Below are 17,176 nucleotides of genomic sequence, written 5' to 3' on the forward strand. Positions count from 1 at the left end.
AGGCCGAGGCCGGCGGCGGTGGGCTCGCCGGCGACGGCGAGGGCGCGTTCGGGGGCGATGTGGCCGGCGGGGATGGGGCGTTCCGGCCGTTCGGTGGCGTCCAGCTCGCGGTCGGCCCAGTCGTTGAGCGCCATGCCCGACCAGTAGAAGGCCGCCGAGGACAGCGGCAGCAGCAGGCGCCGCCCCCGCAGCGGCCGCCCGGCCGCCGCGGCGCCGGCGACCGTGTCCCCGACGACCGTCAACGCCGCGGGCGCCCGCACGAGCCGCAGGTAGGCCTTCACCGACCCGGCTCCCGCCCGAGGGACAGTGCCCACTCGGTGAGCATGGCGGTCTGCTCGGCGAAGCGGTGCTCGTCGCTGCCGATCGGGTCCTTGAAGAAGAACGCCAGCGCACCCAGCGGGCCCTTCGCTCCCGCCGCGTGCGCTGCCGCCGTCAGCCTGGCCAGGTCGAGCACCAACGGTGCGGCCAGTGCCGAGTCCAGGCCCGTCCAGGTGAGCTGCAGGCTCATCCGCGCGCCGAGGAAGCCCTCGAACGACACGTGGTCCCACGCCGTCTTCTGCTCACCGAGGTCGGGCACGTTGTCGATGTGCAACGGCGCGGTCACCCCCTCCCCGAGCAACGCCGCGAGGCCTCTGGCCTTCGAGTCGAGCTTGCCCTTCGCCTGGTCCGGGTCGGCCAGGTTGGCGCCGTCGCCGCCGCCGAGCAGGTTGGTACCCGCCCACGACCGCACGCGCAGCGCCCGCGCGGTGAACATCGGCGCGAGCACCGTACGCAGCAGCGTCTCGCCGGTCTTGCCGTCCGAGCCCGCGTAGGGCAGGCCACCGGCCAGCGCCAGCTCGTGCAGCGCCGGTAACCGGATGCCGGGCGACGGGGTGAAGTCGACATAGGGACATCCGGCCCGTAACGACGCGTAGGCCATCAGTGAGCTGGGCGGGAGCACGGCGCGCGCGGGGTCGGCGAGCGCCGCCGTCAGCTCGGCCAGGCTGTCGTGCGCCGGCACGTGCGGCACCGGCGGCTCGGTGGAGGCCACGTTCACCACCACCACCCTGGCCAGGTCATGCCGCTCCCGGAAGGCGACGATGTCCTCGGTCAGCCGCGCGGCCGCGTCGGCCTGCGAGCCGGTGTGCGTCGCCGGGTGGTAGCCGTCGCGGATCTCCCCGTCGACGGCCTGCAGTCCGGCGGTGGTCGCGGCCAGCACCCTCGGCGGGATCAGCCCGGAGTCCGCCAGCTGCTCGGCCCGTTTGTCCAACGGAGTGCACACCACGTCGTGTCCGCCGACCACCAGGTTCTCCCAGGCGGGTAGGCCGATACGGGTGAACGGCTCACGTTCGGTCACACAGCCGGTCGGTTCGATCAGGCCGGCGCGCAACGCCAACATCCCGGTCACCGCCGTCGTGCTCACCGACCCACGTGCCCCGACCAACCACAGCCCGGTCGGTTCGTTCGCTGCCATTGCGGACCCCTTTCACGAGGACGTCTGGTGACTCCGGTAGGCCGGCGACCGCCGGCCTACCGGAACATCTCACCTTGTCATCGCGCCTGCACCACTTCGGGGAGCACCGCTACCCCTTCGATGGAACCGATGACGGCCTTGGCATCACGCTCCAGCGCGGTGCGGATGTCCGCGTCCCCGATGAACGTCTCGTCCGTGACGAGTTGGACGAACGTCCGCAGGAACCGCACCGCCTTGGCGTCGTTGCCGTTCGCCTCGGCGTTGCGGATCCTGGTCATCAGCGACTTGAGCTGCTGGTACTGCGAGAGCGTCAGCCGGTTGGTGGCCCGGAATCGCTCGATCAGCTGACTCATGTCCCGCAGTGACGTGGTCGTGGTGAACGACACCGTCTGGTCCTGCACGTTGCCCGCGACGTCGGTGGCCGACACCGTGAACGCGTGCTGCCCGAGCGGCACCTGGTAGAGCGCCGTCGGCCGGCCGTTGAGCACGGTCTCCCCGTCGAGCGCGGCGGACACCGTGCGCAGCCCCGAGGTGGCGTCCTCGGCATGCCAGGACAACACCAGATCGGTGGCGTCGCCGTAGACCCGGCCCTCGGCGACCCCGGCCACCATCAGCGTCGGCTTGGTCCCGTCGATCCTGATCGTGGCGGCCTTCTCCACCTCGACGTTGCCCGCCCGGTCACTTGCCCGGTAGAGCAGCGTGTGGTCACCGTCGCCGGTCACCTCGACCGTGCCGGTGTAGCGCGTCCACGCGCCACCGTCGAGCTGGTAGTCGATCCGGGCGACACCATGGCCGTCATCGGTCGCCGACAGCTCGACCGGCACCGTACCCGGGTGCCAGCCGCTGGGACCGGGGTCGGCGAAACCGGCGGTGGAGACCGGCGCGGTCTCGTCGACGATCTCCTTGAGCTGGATGTTGCGGAACCACACGTCGTCGCTGTCGCCGTGGTTCTGGATGCCGACGAAGCCCTGGGTGAGGTCCCGCGCCGGGTCGGTGCTGGTGAAGTCGTTGATCAGCACCCCGTTGAGGAAGACCTGGATGGTCTGCCCCACCACGACGAGCTCGTAGCTGTTCCACTCACCCGGCGGGTTGAGCGCCTCGTCCCGCGCGGGGATGTCGGCGGCCTGGAAGGTGTAGATCGAGCCCGTGGTCCGGTCCTCCGCGTCGGTCGCGTCGATCTGGATCTCGTAGCCCTGGTTCACCGCCACCCACGGGTCGTCGCCAGGATCCGGGTAGCCGACGAAGATGCCCGAGTTGTCGTCCCCGCCCATCTTCCAGTCCAGCTTCAGGCTGTAGGCGTTGAACTCCTCGTCCACCGACAGCAGGCCCATGCCGCCGACCGACTTGATCGTGCAGTCCTCCTCGAGCGCGAAGCTCCCCGGCCCGGCCTGCGTCCAGCCGTCGAGGCTGCCCTGGGTGCCGTCGAACAGGGCGCGGTAGCCCTCGTCCGGCGTCCACGGCGTGCACTGGGTCGGGCCGCCACCGACGACCCCGTCGCCGACGACGTTGATCGCATCGAGGTCCAGCAGTCCGCCGGCACCGCCGCTGAAGGTCAGGTACAGCGCCCCGGTGCCACCCGGGTCGGTGATCGGCGCGGGCGGGATGTCGGCGTAGGTGTCCCAGCCGCCGGTGTTGGCGACCTCCACGGTCTGCACGACCGGACCGTCCGGCGCGTCCCGGCGGACGGTGATCGTGCCGCCATCGCCACCGGAGGTGAGCCGGTAGCCGATGCCGTCGACCCCGGTCAGGTTGACCGGGTCGAACTTGATCCAGTCACCGTTCTCGATGTGGCCGACCCGCTTGCCGCCGCTGGCCTCGGCGTGGGTGACGACCTCGGTGCCGCTGTTCTCGGTCCAGAACTCGGCCTGCTTGAGCTTGGGCTGCAGCACCGACTCGCCGTCGCCGGTCAGCGCCGGCACGTCGCCGGCACCACCGTCGGTGTAGCGGGCGTTGATGATGCCGAACACGTTGGCGTCCAGGCCGTGGCCCTCGTCGGCCGGGGTCGTGATCTCCCCTTCACAGCCGGTCGTGCGCGACAGCGGGTGACCGTGGGCGTCGTGGCCGAGGATGTACTCGACGATGACCTTCGAGCAGTCGATCTCCCCGTCCTCCGGGTCGGTCACCTCGACCTCGAACGGCACGGTGTCGCCGTAGCCGAAGAAGCCGCCGTTGACCGGCAGGTTCAACGCCACCTCCGGCGCGGTGTTGCCGGCGGTGACCACCACGCTGCGCACGCCGGTGAGCCCGGTCGGGTCGGTCACCGACAGCGACGCGGTGAACTGGCCCGGCGTGTCGTAGGTGTGGCTGACCACGCCCTGCTCGGTCGAGTCGACCGTGCCGTCGCCCTCGAAGTCCCAGGCGTAGGTGAGCTCACCGCCGTCCGGGTCGGACGTGCCGGCGGGGTCGAAGCTGACCGCCAGCGGCGCGGGACCCGAGGTCCGGTCCGCGGCCAGCTCCACCCTCGGGGTGCGGTTGCCCTTGGTGTAGTCCACCCGGTACAGCGCCGAGGCGTCCGAGCCGCCGAACCAGGTGTCGCCGTAGTCCAGCACGTAGAGCGAGCCCTCCGGGCCGAACTCCACGTTCATCGGCCACGACAGCTCCATCGAGTCGAAGAACGGGGTGATGTCGCCGCGCTCGCCGTCCGCGCCGACGTCGATGGTCTTGATCCAGCCACGGCCCCACTCGTAGGCGAAGTTCTTGCCGTCGAAGAACTCCGGGAACTTCGTCACCGAGTCCAGGTCGGCGTCGAAGCGGTAGACCGGGCCGCCCATCGGCGACTCGCTGCCGGAGCCGAACTCGGGCACCGACCCGCCGTCGTAGGGGATCCACGCCGGCTGCACCGGCGGCAGGTCGACCAGACCGGTGTTGTGCGGACTGTCGTTCTTCGGTGCCGCGCAGTCGAACGCCTCGCCGGAGGTGCCGGTGGCGAAGTCGTAGTCGATGTAGGGCAGGTTGTCGCCGACACACAGCGGCCAGCCGAAGTTGCCGGCTTCCTTGATCAGGTTGAACTCGACGGTGCCGCCAGGCCCACGGGCGGCGTTGGCCGCGCCGGCGTCCGGACCGTAGTCGCCGAGGTAGACCCAGTTGGTCTCCCGGTCGACGGCGAACCGGAACGGGTTGCGGAAGCCCATCGCGTAGATCTCCGGGCGGGTCTGCTCGGTGCCCTGCGCGAACAGGTTGCCATCGGGCACGGTGTAGCTGCCGTCCTCGGCCACGGTGATCCGCAGCAGCTTGCCGCGCAGATCGTTGGTGTTGGCCGAGGTGCGGCGGGCGTCGAAGGCCGGGTTGCGGTCCGCGCGCTCGTCGATCGGGGTGAACCCGTCCGAGGCGAACGGGTTGGAGTCGTCGCCGGTGGACAGCAACAGGTTGCCGTCACCGTCGAAGTCGATCTCGCCGCCGGCGTGGCAGCAGATGCCCCGGTCCGCGGCGACCTGCAGGATCTGCTGCTCGCTGGCTAAGTCGACCGTGCCGTCCTCGGTCAACGTGAACCGGGACAGCTGGTTGTGCCCCTGGTATGGCTCGAAGTCCGCCGCGGTGCCGTTCTCCGGCGCGTCCCCGGTGGGGGTCTCCAGCGGCGGCGCGTAGTACAGGTACAGCCACCGGTTCTGCGCGAAGTTCTCGTCGATGGCCACGCCCTGCAGGCCGTCCTCGTCGTGGTTGTAGACGGGGATCGTGCCGGCGAGCTTGGTGACGGCGTCCGGAGTGGTCAGGAACACCCGGCCGTCGCGCGAGGTGTGCACGACACCGCGGTCGGGCAGCACGGCCATGGCGATCGGCTCACCGGTGCTCGGCTCGCCCTTGGCCAGGGTGATCTGGTCGAAGTCCTCGTCGACCGGAGCGCCGGGGTCGGTGGTCTCCGGGGTGCAGTCGGCCTGCTCGATGCCGGCCGCGTACCGGATGCCGCCGGCGAGGTGGGTCAGGAACTCCGGCTCGCTGTAGGACTCGTTGGTGTGCCCGCCGCCGGTGTACCAGGAGCGGCCATCGGCCTGCGGGTGACACCACATGATCGGGTGATCGCCCATCGCGTCCGTGCCCGCGTCGTAGCTGGACTCGTCCAGCGTGGCCAGCACCTTGACGTCGGTTCGCGGGTTGGTGCGGTAGTTGTACCACTCGTCGGTGCGCGTCCAGGCGTCCGGCAGTTGCTCGGTCGACGGGTGGTCGTGGCTCTCCACGTCCACAGTGGCCTGTTGGATCTGCGGGTGGGACTTGAAGTACGCGCCGACGAGCTGGCCGTACCACGGCCAGTCGTACTCGGTGTCGGACGCGGCATGCACGCCCGCGTACCCGCCGCCGCCGTCGACGTAGTGCTCGAACGCGGTCTGCTGCTCGTCGTTGAGCACGTCGCCGGTCGTGGACAACCACACGACCGCGGCGTAGTTCGCCAGGTTGTCCTCGGTGAACGCGGCCGCGTCCTCGGTGGCCTCGACGGCGAACCCGTGCTCGGTGCCCAGGGCCTGGATCGCGGCGATCCCGGTGGGAATGGAGTCGTGGCGGAAACCCGCGGTCTTGGAGAACACCAGGACCTTCGGGTCCTCCTGCGCGGTGGCCGGCGTGGCGGCGACCCCCAGGGCGGTGGCCATGGCAAGACCCACGGTGGCGACCCTGACCAGGAAGCGTGGTTTCGATGGATGTTTACTCGGGCGGTTACCTCGCACTGGTACTTTTCTCCTTGTTCTCACCGAAATGGGGACCGCGAGAAGGGGTGAATCTCCTTTCCGTGTTCGCGGCGTCGCCTGACGTGCCGGTCAGGCGACGCCGCCCAAAAAATCAGCTGGTGCCGAACAGGTGCTCGAGCGCCAACTGGTCCAGGTGCTCCACCTTGGCGCCCCGCGCCGCCGCCTCGTCCAGGTCGAGTTCCTCGGCCCGCAGGTCGGCGAGCGACTCGCCGTCGCCGAGCGTGGACACCGACAACTGGTCGACCCGCGCGGCCGCGAGTGCCGCCGCCACCTCGGGATCGGCGCGGAAGGCCCGCGACTTCTCCGCGAGGATCAGGTAGTTGCGCATGCAGGAACGTGCCGAGGACCACACGCCCGACTCGTCCTCGGTGCGCGCCGGCTTGAAGTCGAAGTGCCTCGGCCCGTCGTAGCCGCCGCGCTCGAGCAGGTCCACGAGCAGGAACGCGCTCTTCACATCGCCGTTGCCGAACCGGAAGTCCTGGTCGTAGCGCGGACCGTTCTGCCCGTTCAGGTCGATGTGGAACAACTTGCCGTGCCACAGCGCCTGGGCGTACCCGTGCACCACCGACATGCCGGCCATCTGCTCGTGGCCGACCTCGGGGTTCAGCCCGACCCGGTCGGGCTCGTCGAGCTCGTTGATGAACGCGATCGCGTGCCCGATGGTGGGCAGGAAGATGTCTCCGCGCGGCTCGTTGGGCTTGGGCTCCAACGCGAAGCGGATGTCGTAGCCCTGCTCGCGCACGTAGGCGCAGAGGATGTCCAGCGCCTCCTTGTAGCGGTCAAGCGCGGCCCGCACGTCCTTGGCCACACCGGACTCCGCGCCCTCCCGGCCACCCCACAGCACGTAGGTCCGCGCGCCGAGCTCGGCGGCCAGGTCGACGTTGCGCAACACCTTGCGCAGCGCGAACCGGCGGATGTCGCGGTCGTTCGCGGTCAGCGCGCCTTCCTTGAACACCGGGTGGGCGAACAGGTTCGTGGTGGCCATCGGCACCACCAACCCGGTGTCGTCCAACGCCTTGCGGAAACTCGCGATCCGGTCGGCCCGCAGCGTGTCGTCCGCGCCGAACGGGATCAGGTCGTCGTCGTGGAAGGTGACCCCGTACGCGCCGAGCTCGGCGAGCTTGCCGACCGCGTAGGCGGGGTCCAGCGGCTCGCGGGTGGCCACCCCGAACGGGTCGACGCCCTGCCAGCCGACCGTCCACAGACCGAAGGTGAACCGGTCCTCTTTCGTTGGCGTGTAGTCACTCACGCGGAACCTCCCGGGATCTCCGTCCACACCGAACCCTCGCTGGCGCTCTGCTCGACGGCGGCCAGCGCCCGCTGCACGGCCAGACCGTCCGCAAAGGACGGTACGGGGTCCACGCCGTCGGCGATGGCCCGCAGGAAGTCCACCACCTCATGGGTGAACGTGTGCTCGTAGCCGAGCAGGTGCCCAGGCGGCCACCACGCGCCGACATAGGGATGGGTCGGCTCGGTGACCAGGATTCGGCGGAACCCGGCCGATTCGCCGTCCGCACCGTCGAAAAAGGACAGTTCGTTCATCGACTCGAAGTCGAAGGCCAGACTGCCGCGCGAGCCGTTGATCTCCACCCGCATGCCGTTCTTGCGGCCGAGCGCGAAGCGGGTCGCCTCGTAGCTCGCGACCGCGCCACTGGCGAACCGGCCGAGGAACAGGGCCGCGTCGTCGACGGTGACATCGTCCAACTCGCCCCCGCCCTCGGTCGGTCGCCGGTTGACGAAGGTGTTGGTGACCGCCGAGACCCCGGTCAGCCGCTCGCCGACCAGGTACTGGGTGGCGTCCACGAGGTGCGCGCCGAGGTCGCCGAGCGCGCCGGAGCCCGCCCGGTCCTTGCGCAGCCGCCAGGTCATCGGCGCCTGCTCGTCGGCCAGCCAGTCCTGCAGGTAGACCGCCCGCACATGCCGGACCTTGCCGATCCGGCCCTCCTCGATCAGCTTGCGCGCGTAGGCGATCGCGGGCACCCGGCGGTAGTTGAACGCCACCATCGACCGCACGCCCTTGGCCGAGGCAGCGGCGGCGGCCTGCGCCATCTCCTCAGCCTCGGCCACCGTGTTCGCCAGCGGCTTCTCACACAGCACGTGCTTGCCGGCGGCGAGGGCCGCGATGGCGATCTCATGGTGTGAGTCGCCCGGCGTGCAGATGTCGACCACCTGCACGTCGGGCGAGTTGACCAGCTCGCGCCAGTCGGTCTGCACGCTGGCCCAGCCGAACTTGGCCGCTGCCGCCTTCGTCCGGCCGAGGTCACGGCCGCCGAGGACGGCAAGATGGGGAACCACCGGCAGGTCGAAGAACCGATGTGCCGAACGCCACGCGTGTGAGTGCACCGCACCCATGAACGCGTGGCCGACCATCCCGACCCCGATCGTGCCCCCGCTGCCCGCTGTCATCGCACACCCTCCGTTGTCACTCGCGGCGCACTCGCGCGCCGCACTCACTCGCCTGGGAACCCGCCTGCTGGGACTCGGGTCAGGAGTCGAAGCCGATGTCCGCGTAGTCGTCGACGTTGTCCTTGGTCACCACGGCCGAGTAAGTGGTGATCAACGCGGGGATCTCGTGCTCGGCGAAGTCCGCGACGCCCTTGTTCTGCCCGAGCAGGCGGGCCAGCGAGATCGCGGTGGACGCCATCGACGGGCTGTAGAGCACGGTCGCCTTGATGACCGAGCTGTCCGCCTTGATCAGGTCCATCATGTTCTTCGAGCCGGCGCCGCCGACCATGAGGAACTCGTCGCGACCGGCCGCCTCGATCGCCGCCATCACCCCGATGCCCTGGTCGTCGTCGTGGTTCCACAGCGCGTCCAGCTTGGGCGTGCCCTGCAGCAGGTTCGCCGTCTGGCGCTCGCCGGTCTCCACGGTGAACTCGGCCGCGACCCGGTGGCTGACCTTGAGACCGTTGCGCTCCAGCGCGTCCTTGAAGCCCTTGCTGCGTTCCTGGGTCAGCGGCAGGTTGTCGAGCCCGGCCACCTCGCCGATGATCGGGCTCGCCACGTTCTTGGCCTTCATCTGCGCGGCGATGTAGTCACCGGCGTTGACGCCCATCCGGTAGTTGTCGCCACCGATCCAGGAGCGGTAGGCCAGCGGGGTGTCGAAGATCCGGTCCAGGTTGATCACCGGGATGCCGGCGTCCATGACCTCCAGCGCGGTCGCGGTGAGCGCCTTGCCGTCGTGGGGCAGGATCACCAGGACGTCCACGCCGCTGCTGACCAGGCTCTCCACGTGCGCGATCTGCTGGCTGGGGTCGTTGGTGCCCTCGGTGGCCTCCATGGTGACGTCCTCGAACGCCTCCGCCTGGGCCTGCGCGTTCTTGGTGATCGCCGCGATCCAGCCGTGGTCGGCGGCCGGGGCGGAGAAGCCGATGGTGACCTCCTTGCCCGGCTGTGCGTTGTCCGCACCGCCTTGGGCCACCTGGTTGCTGTTGGCTTCTGCCGGCTCGTTGGAGGTGCAGCCGACGACCAGCGCGCCCGCGCCGAACGCGGAGGCGCCGATGAGGAACCGGCGACGAGCCAGGGACGGGTCGGTCATTTGGGGTACTCCCTTGTACAGTCCGGAATTCGGGGGTTGTCGGGGTTGTCGCGTCAGGTCTTGCGCGTTCGGGTGGTGCCGTACTGCAGCAGCACCGCGAGGATGATGATCACGCCCTTGGCGATGTTCTGGATGTCGGTTTCCAGGTTGTTCTGGGTGAAGATGCTGTTCACGACGGTGAAGATGAGCACGCCGATGAGCGTGCCGATGAGCGTGCCCCGGCCGCCGGCGAGCAGCGTGCCGCCGATGACGACCGCGGCGATCGCGTCCAGCTCGTAGTACAGGCCGTTGGTCGACGAGCCAGAGGTCGTGCGGGCGGCGACCATGATGGCGGCGATGCCGCAGCACAGGCCGGCGATGCCGTACACCAGTGCGGTGTGCCGCTTGACGTTGATGCCAGCCAGGCGCGCGGCCTCGGCGTTGCCGCCGACCGCGAACGTGCGCCGGCCGAAGGTGGTCCGGTTGAGCAGCACCCAGCCGACGGCGAAGACCAGCGCGAGCATCCAGATCAGCACCGGGATGCCGAGGATGTCGCCGCGGAAGAACTCGCTGAAGTCGGTGACCGTGATCGTCTGGGTCTCCCGGTTGGACAGCCGTTCGGCCAGGCCGCGGGCCGAGGCGTACATGGCCAGGGTCGCGATGAACGGCACCACCCGGCCGTAGGCGATCAGCACGCCGTTGACCAGCCCCGCGCCGAGCCCGACCGCGAGCGCGCAGATCACCATCACGAACATGCCGTAGGACTGGGTCGCGAAGGTCGTCATCCACACGCTGGCCAACGCGACCATCGAGCCGACCGACAGGTCGATGCCGCCGGCGATGATCACGAACGTCATGCCGACGCTGACCACGCCGATGGCCGCGGCCAGCCGCAACATCGTGGAGATGTTGCTCTCGGACAGGAAGCTGTCCGGCTGAAGGAAGTAGCCGACCGCGCAGAGCACGACCAGCACCCCCATGAGGGTCGCCAGGCGCAGGTCGAGCCGTAACCCACTCGGCGTCCGCACACCGGACGTCGGCCCGGCCGTCACCGCCTCCTCTTTCTCACTAGCCGGCGAGGCCTTCTCCCCAACATCACTCACTGTTCCGCCTCCCCGGGTTTAAAAGTGTTGGTTGCGTTGGTTGTGTAGGTGGTTGTTGGGGACGTGGTTGGTGGTTGCGGTGCTTCACGTTCCCCTTGGGTACTGGGGCGTAGGGCTTGGGTCTGCTCATGGTCGGGCGGCTGCGTTGCTGGCTTGCGTAGTGGGTCATATGGCTGCCTCGCTGCCTTCCATGACCATGTCGAGGATGGCGGCCTCGGTCAGTTCGCTGGCGGGGGCCTCGGTGAGCAGGCGGCCCTCGCGCATCACCAGGACGCGGTCGGACAGGCCGAGTACCTCCGGGACCTCGCTGGAGACCAGGACGACGGCCACGCCGGCGGCGGCCAGCTCGTGGATCAGGCCGTACAGCTCGGCCCGGGCGCCGACGTCGACGCCGCGGGTCGGCTCGTCCAGCAGCAGTAGCTTGCACTCGCGCACCAGCCAGCGGGCCACCACGACCTTCTGCTGGTTGCCGCCGGAGAACGTGCGTACCTCGCGGCGCGGGTCCGGCGGGCGCAGGTCCAGTCGCTCGAGCATGGCCCTGGACTCGCGGATCTCCTTGCCCCGGTCGCTGAACCCGCCCCGGCTGAAGGCCGGCAGGCTGGCCAGGATCACGTTGCTGGCCACCGCCTGGTCCAGCAGCAGCGCCTGGCTCTTGCGCTCCTCCGGCGCGAGGCCGACCCCGGCGGCGACCGCGGCGGTCACGCTGCCGTTGCGCAGCCGCTTGCCGTTGACCACCACGGTGCCGGCGTCGGCCTTGCGGGCGCCGAAGATCGTCTCCAGCACCTCGCTGCGGCCGGCGCCGACCAGGCCGGCGATGCCGACGATCTCCCCGGCCCGGACGGTGAAGCTGACGTCGGCGAACTCGCTGCTCCTGGTCAGCCCCTCGACCACGAGCACCTCGTCGGTGACGTCGGTGGTGTTCGCGTCGCGGTGCGGGAACACCGTCTCGACCATCCGCCCGGACATCAGGTTGACCAGCTCGGACGTCGGGGTGTGCGCGTCCAGGTTGGACGCGACCGTGCGGCCGTCCTTGAGCACGGTGACCCGGTGCCCGATGCGGCGGATCTCGTCGAGCCGGTGGGAGATGTAGACGACCGCGACCCCGTCGGCGGTGAGGTCGGCGACCACCCGGAACAGGTTGTCCACCTCGTCGGCGGCCAGCGCGGCGGTCGGCTCGTCCATCACGATCAGCCGGGCGTCGTGGGCCAGCGCCCGCGCCATCGACACCAGCTGCTGGCCGGCCGCGGACAGCAGCCCGACCTCGCGGGAGGGCGGGATCTCCGGGTGACCGAGCCGGCGCATGAGCTTGCGCGCCTCGGCCCGCATGTGCCCACGCCGGGTGAAGCCGAACGTGTGCGGCTCGTGGCCGAGGAAGATGTTCTCCGCCACCGACAGCCCGTCGACCAGGTCGAGCTCCTGGTACATGGTCGCCACGCCGAGGCGCAGCGCGGCGTCGGGCGAGCGCAGCGTCGCCGGCCGGTCGAGCCAGGTGATCACGCCGTCGTCTGGCTGATGGGCGCCGGAGAGCACCTTGATCAGCGTCGACTTGCCGGCGCCGTTCTGGCCGAGCAGGCAGTGCACCTCGCCCGCGCGCACCTCGAGGTCCACCCCGTCGAGCGCGCGCACGCCCGGGAACGTCTTGACGATCCCGGACATGGTGAGCAAAACCTCGCCAGGTTCAGTCACAGGTCTTTCCCTCCCTCACGGCAGCGTTCACGCCGGCGCCTCCTGGTTCTCCTGCTGGATCGGCGGTACGACGGTCGGGTCGTCGAGCACCCGGCGCAGCGCCGCCAGCGCCCCGCCGGTCGTGGCGGCGGTGAAGCCGAGGCGCGAGCCGACCACCCGCGCGCCACCGGCGCCCGGCGCGAGCACCCCGGCGACGACCTGGTTGCGAATGGGCTCCACCAGCCACTCCGGCAGCGCCGCGAAGTACCCGCCGAGCACCACCACGGCCGGGTTGAGCAGGTTGACCAGGATGGACACGCCGACCCCGAGCGCGGACCCGATCTGGTGCAACGCGTCGAGGGTGCGCTGGTCGTGCTGGGCGGCGCGGGCGCGGACGACGCGCATGCGCTGGTCGAGATCCAGCGTCGGGTCGCGGACCGGGTCGTCCGGGTCGGCGCAGGCGTGCAGCAACGCGCCCAGCCCGACCTGGGTCTCCCAGCACCCTCTGCGCCCGCACGAGCAGTAGGGCCCGAGCGGGTCCATGGCCATGTGCCCGATCTCGCCGGCGAACCCGATCGAGCCGCGGACGAGCCGGCCGCCGGAGATCACGCCGCCGCCGATGCCGAAGTCGCCGGTCAGGTAGACCAGGTCGGCGACCGGGGCGCCGGACTCGGCGTTCATGGCGGCGAGCTCGGCCATCGCGCCGAGGTTGGCGTCGTTGTCGACCGCGATCTGGTCCAGCGGCAGCCCGGTCCTGGCGGCGAGCTCGTCGGCGATGGCGACGTCGCGCCAGCGCAGCCGGGGGGAGAGCGTGACCACGCCGGCGCCGGTGTCCACGAGGCCGGGGACGGAGACGGTGATGCCGACGGGCGGGCCGACCGCGCCGGCGACCTCGGCGAGCGCGGCGGTGGTCAGGTCGGCGAGCTGGTCGATGGTCCGTGCCGAGCCGAGCGCCGGGACGTCACAGACGATCCGCTGGTTGAAGATCGTCTCCCCGGCGAGGTCGGTGACCACGGCGCCGACATGGCCGACGTGCACGTCGAGCCCGATGCCGGACACGCTGGTCGGGCGCAGGTCGACGAGTTGGCCGGGGCGGCCCTGGCCGCCGGCGGACACGCCGGCGGAGTGCACCAGCCCGCGCAGTTCCAGGTCGCTGACCAGGCTGGAGACGGTCGCCTTCGACAGCCCGGAGCGGACGGCGAGCTGCGCTCGGGACAGGGCGCCGTGCTCTCTGAGGGTGCGCACGAGCAGCGCGAGGTTCCCTCGACGCAGACCAGCTTGGTCAGCAGGGCGGCTATGGCCCACCGGCGCTCCACTTCGTTGAGTGCCCGATCGAAAGTCGGTGCTTCAACTCACAGGGAAGCGTCTCCTAGCGCCCACAACGGACGCAATACCCCAATTGGCGCAACATCAAGATCGATCTTTTGGATTCAATCGGCAAAAGTAGTGCTGGTTCCACACGAAGTGACGAGATTCAGTCAGGAGCGTCTGGACGCGCGTCGGCCGCGCAGGATCACCCGGACCGCCCGACCACCCGCCGGTGACCGACAGCAAGGCCCCATCGGCTCGCGTCACCGGCGGCGCCAAGGCCGATCGCCCGACCGCGCACCTGGACAACCGACAGCGAGCAGCGCCCGCTCAGTTCACGGCGAACGCCCGGTCGGTCGCCGACCACGCCGCGCCGGTGACCCCCGCCAGGTCCCCCAGCTCCGAGAGCACGATCGGCAGGTTCCCGGTCGCCAGCGGCAGCGACCGGCGGTACACCGAACTGCGCACCTCCGCCAGCAGCGGATGCCCGAGCCGGGACACCCCACCACCGATCACGACCATCCCCGGGTTCAGGAAGCTGACCAGCGAGGCCACCACATGCCCGAGCCGCCGCCCGCCCTCGCGCACCAGGTTGGCCGCGGCGAAGTCGCCGGCCACCGCCGCCTCGCCGACGTCCTGCGCGGTCAGCCTGCCGCCGTGCTCCAACGCCTCGGCCAGCATCGTCGACCGGCCCGACCTGGCCAGCGTCATCGCGTCCCGCGCCAGTGCCGCGCCGCCGAAGTACGCCTCGAGGCAGCCGACCTCACCGCACGCGCACGCCGGCCCGTAGTCATCGAGCCGGATGTGCCCGATGTCCCCGGCGGTGCCGGCGACCCCTCGGTACACCTTCCCGCCGAGCACGATCCCGCAGCCGATCCCGGTGCCCACCTTCACGAAGATCAGGTCGTCCAGCGACCGGGCGACGCCGGCGTGCCGCTCGCCAAGCGCCATCACGTTCACGTCGTTGTCCACGGTCACCGGGCAGCCCCACTTCCCGGCGAGCTCGTCGCGCACGGGGTAGCGGTCCCAGCCGGGCATGATCGGCGGCGCGACCGGCATGCCGTCGCGGAAGCTGACCGGGCCGGGCAGCCCGATGCCGGCACCGACCAGCCTGCCGGGCACCTTGTCCAGCACCTGACCGGCGAGTTCGACCACCAGCCCGAGCACCGGTGTCGGCCCGAGGCGCACCTCGCAGTCCTCGCTCTGGCTGGCCAGCACCTCGCAGCGCCCGTCGGTGATCGCCACGTTGACCGACGTCGCGCCGACGTCGGCGGCGACGAACCGGAGATCGTCGGCGAGGTGCACGAGCGTCGAGCGGCGCCCGCCCCGGCTGGCCGCCGGCCCGCCGATCTCCACCAGACCCGTGTCGACCAGCCGAGACAGCTCGCCGGCGAGCTTGGCTCGCGGTAGTTCCAACCGTTCGCCGAGAGCGACTCTCGACATCGGACCTTCGTCGCGGAGCAGAGCCAGCAGCCGCGACTGCTGACGGGATCGGGCCCCTTGCTGCTGTCCGGCACCCTGCGCATTCATGGCCGTCTCCCTGGAGAACTGTTTCTCGTCCAATTTATCCCTAGGGCGGCATTGGTCGTCGTAAACTTCGGCACCCCGCGTCCCCGGTCCCCCCTTGGCCGCGGTGTGCAGAGTCACTTCTATCCGATGGAGTTGAGCATGGCGGCGAAGTTCGAGATCTACACCGACGCGCGCGGCGAGTTCCGTTTCCGGCTCAAGGCCGGCAACGGTGAGATCGTCGCGACCGGTGAGGGATACAAGAGCAAGGACGGCGTGCTCAAGGGCGTCGACGCGGTGAAGCGGGCCGCGGCCGACGCTGAGGTCGATGACAAGACGGGTGACAAGGCAAACGCCTAACCCTCTAAAGAGTTAACCCGAAGGGGGCTTGTCAGCGTTGCACAACACAATGCGCGCCGGTCAAGCCCCCTTCGTGCGACCCCAAGCCAACGGTGGAGGGTCGGCGCGAGCGGCGACGGCGTCTGGCCCTAGGCTGGACCCCGTGCGTCACGCAACCGTCAGGTTCGTTCCCGCCTTCGTCGTGTCGCTGCTTGCCCTGGTCATAGCCGCGCTGGTCACCGCTCCGGCGGCTGCGGCGGGGTCGAGGCAGGCGCGTGGGGCCCAGCCTGGTGCCGACGAGCAGCAGGGCGCTTGTCAGGCCCGCCAGCTGCCACCGCCACCCATCGACACGTCCGAGGAGCCCGCGCCGGGGAGCCCGAGTCCGGAGCCCCTCCCCATCCCGGGTGACCCAGTTGGTGGCGCACGAATGGGTGATTGCGGCATCGTGCAACCGGAGGGCGCGCCTGCGCCGCCCGCCGGGATCAACGCCGCCACCTGGGTGATCGCGGACCTGGACAGCGGGGATGTGTTGGCCGCCAAGGACCCGCACGCCCGCGAGCGGCCGGCGTCGCTGATCAAGAACCTGCTGGCCATCGTGGTGATCCGCGAGCTGCGCCCGGAGACCAAGGTCGTCGGCACGCAGGAGGACGCGAACCAGGAAGGCACCCGGGTCGGCATCGGCCCCGGCGGCCAGTACACCGTCGACCAGCTGCTGCACGCGCTGATCATGCGCTCGGGCAACGACGCCGCGCACGCGCTGGCCCGCGCGCTCGGCGGGGTCGGGGTCGCGCTGGAGAAGATGAACGCGGTGGCCAGCGAGCTCGGCGCGCTCGACACCAGGGCCGCGACCCCGTCCGGACTGGATGGCCCGGGGATGACGACCTCGGCCTACGACCAGAGCCTGATCTTCCGCGCCGCGATGAAGTACGAGGAGTACGCCGACGCGGCGCAGACGAAGTCGATGGACTTCCCCGGCCACGGCGGCAAGGGCAGCTTCCAGATCTGGAACGACAACGACCTGCTGACCAGCTACGACGGTTTCCTCGGGGGAAAGACCGGGTTCACCGACGACGCCCGGCACACCTATGTCGGCGGCGCGGAGCGCGACGGGCGCAAACTCGCGGTGGTGCTGCTGCGCGGCGAACGCAACCCGGAGCCGATGGCCGAGCAGGGTCGCAAACTGCTCGACTACGGCTTCGGCCTCGCGGCGACCGACATCCGTCCGGTCGGCCAACTGGTCGACAAGGCCCCGGATGCCCAACCCAAGCCGGACCCGAGCCCGGACGAGGAGCCGTCGAGCAACAAGATCCGCCAGCCGGTGGACGAGGCCGCGGCCACCACCCAGGCCGACCCGGAACGCTCGGCGTTCGGCAACGTCGGCCTGCCGCTCGTGGCACTGGCCGGCGTCGGCGTGCTGGTGGTCGCGGCGATGTGGCTGCGCCGCCGCCGCGCCCGCCTGGCCCGAGCCAACCGCACCGCCGGCTGACCTCGCCAACCCCCCGCGAGTGCGTGCGATAGCAAACACGCCTGGGCAAGCACCACCACACCCGGCAAGGGGGACCCCTTGCTTTAACGGTACTGGTTGGCACCGACAGTTCTGGCGCGCGGA

General features: G+C 70.4%; 12 protein-coding genes. 2 read left to right on the top strand and 10 right to left on the bottom strand.

The genetic code is table 11. The annotated features are described in order from the left end of the window. The 10 genes from ACYVIP_RS08240 to ACYVIP_RS08285 form a co-directional block, all read right to left on the bottom strand. Positions 1-281 (bottom strand): UbiA family prenyltransferase (locus ACYVIP_RS08240; protein ID WP_460393760.1); only part of this gene is annotated, 281 nt, incomplete at its 3' end. Continuing rightward, positions 278-1,453 carry an inositol-3-phosphate synthase gene (locus ACYVIP_RS08245; RefSeq protein ID WP_460393762.1) on the bottom strand — a complete coding sequence of 392 codons (1,176 nt, stop codon included), beginning with the start codon at positions 1,451-1,453 and terminating at the stop codon, positions 278-280. The genes ACYVIP_RS08245 and ACYVIP_RS08240, both read right to left, overlap by 4 nt. A gap of 77 nt (positions 1,454-1,530) precedes the next feature. Then, on the bottom strand, positions 1,531-6,033 hold the full coding sequence (locus ACYVIP_RS08250; protein WP_460393764.1) for a ThuA domain-containing protein: 4,503 nt from the start codon (positions 6,031-6,033) through the stop codon (positions 1,531-1,533). A 187-nt stretch (positions 6,034-6,220) separates the two neighbouring features. Continuing rightward, positions 6,221-7,378: a xylose isomerase gene (gene xylA, locus ACYVIP_RS08255; protein ID WP_460393766.1), complete on the bottom strand. Its 1,158-nt coding sequence runs from the start codon at positions 7,376-7,378 to the stop codon at positions 6,221-6,223. Continuing rightward, positions 7,375-8,535, bottom strand: coding sequence for a Gfo/Idh/MocA family protein (locus ACYVIP_RS08260; RefSeq protein ID WP_460393768.1), 1,161 nt, complete (start codon positions 8,533-8,535; stop codon positions 7,375-7,377). The genes xylA and ACYVIP_RS08260 overlap by 4 nt, the downstream gene beginning before the upstream one ends. Before the next feature lie 79 nt (positions 8,536-8,614). Continuing rightward, positions 8,615-9,667: a substrate-binding domain-containing protein gene (locus tag ACYVIP_RS08265; RefSeq protein WP_460393770.1), complete on the bottom strand. Its 1,053-nt coding sequence runs from the start codon at positions 9,665-9,667 to the stop codon at positions 8,615-8,617. A 53-nt stretch (positions 9,668-9,720) separates the two neighbouring features. After that, the gene (locus tag ACYVIP_RS08270) at positions 9,721-10,698 is read right to left on the bottom strand and encodes an ABC transporter permease (protein ID WP_460393880.1); all 978 of its coding nucleotides are present in this window, start codon (positions 10,696-10,698) and stop codon (positions 9,721-9,723) included. A 216-nt stretch (positions 10,699-10,914) separates the two neighbouring features. Then, entirely contained in the window at positions 10,915-12,405 is a 1,491-nt protein-coding gene (locus tag ACYVIP_RS08275; protein WP_460393772.1) for a sugar ABC transporter ATP-binding protein, read from the bottom strand. A 57-nt stretch (positions 12,406-12,462) separates the two neighbouring features. After that, positions 12,463-13,659: an ROK family transcriptional regulator gene (locus ACYVIP_RS08280; RefSeq protein WP_460393774.1), complete on the bottom strand. Its 1,197-nt coding sequence runs from the start codon at positions 13,657-13,659 to the stop codon at positions 12,463-12,465. Between the two features lie 393 nt (positions 13,660-14,052). After that, on the bottom strand, positions 14,053-15,252 hold the full coding sequence (locus tag ACYVIP_RS08285) for an ROK family transcriptional regulator (protein WP_460393776.1): 1,200 nt from the start codon (positions 15,250-15,252) through the stop codon (positions 14,053-14,055). 138 nt (positions 15,253-15,390) lie between these two features. On the opposite strand from ACYVIP_RS08285, the gene ACYVIP_RS08290 reads away from it, so the two are divergent. Together ACYVIP_RS08290 and ACYVIP_RS08295 are read left to right on the top strand one after the other, a co-directional pair. Next, positions 15,391-15,588: a YegP family protein gene (locus tag ACYVIP_RS08290; RefSeq protein ID WP_460393778.1), complete on the top strand. Its 198-nt coding sequence runs from the start codon at positions 15,391-15,393 to the stop codon at positions 15,586-15,588. 406 nt (positions 15,589-15,994) lie between these two features. Continuing rightward, positions 15,995-17,053: a D-alanyl-D-alanine carboxypeptidase family protein gene (locus ACYVIP_RS08295; protein ID WP_460393780.1), complete on the top strand. Its 1,059-nt coding sequence runs from the start codon at positions 15,995-15,997 to the stop codon at positions 17,051-17,053. Positions 17,054-17,176: the final 123 nt, after the last annotated feature.

The sequence above is a fragment of the Actinophytocola sediminis genome (genome assembly GCF_054779715.1).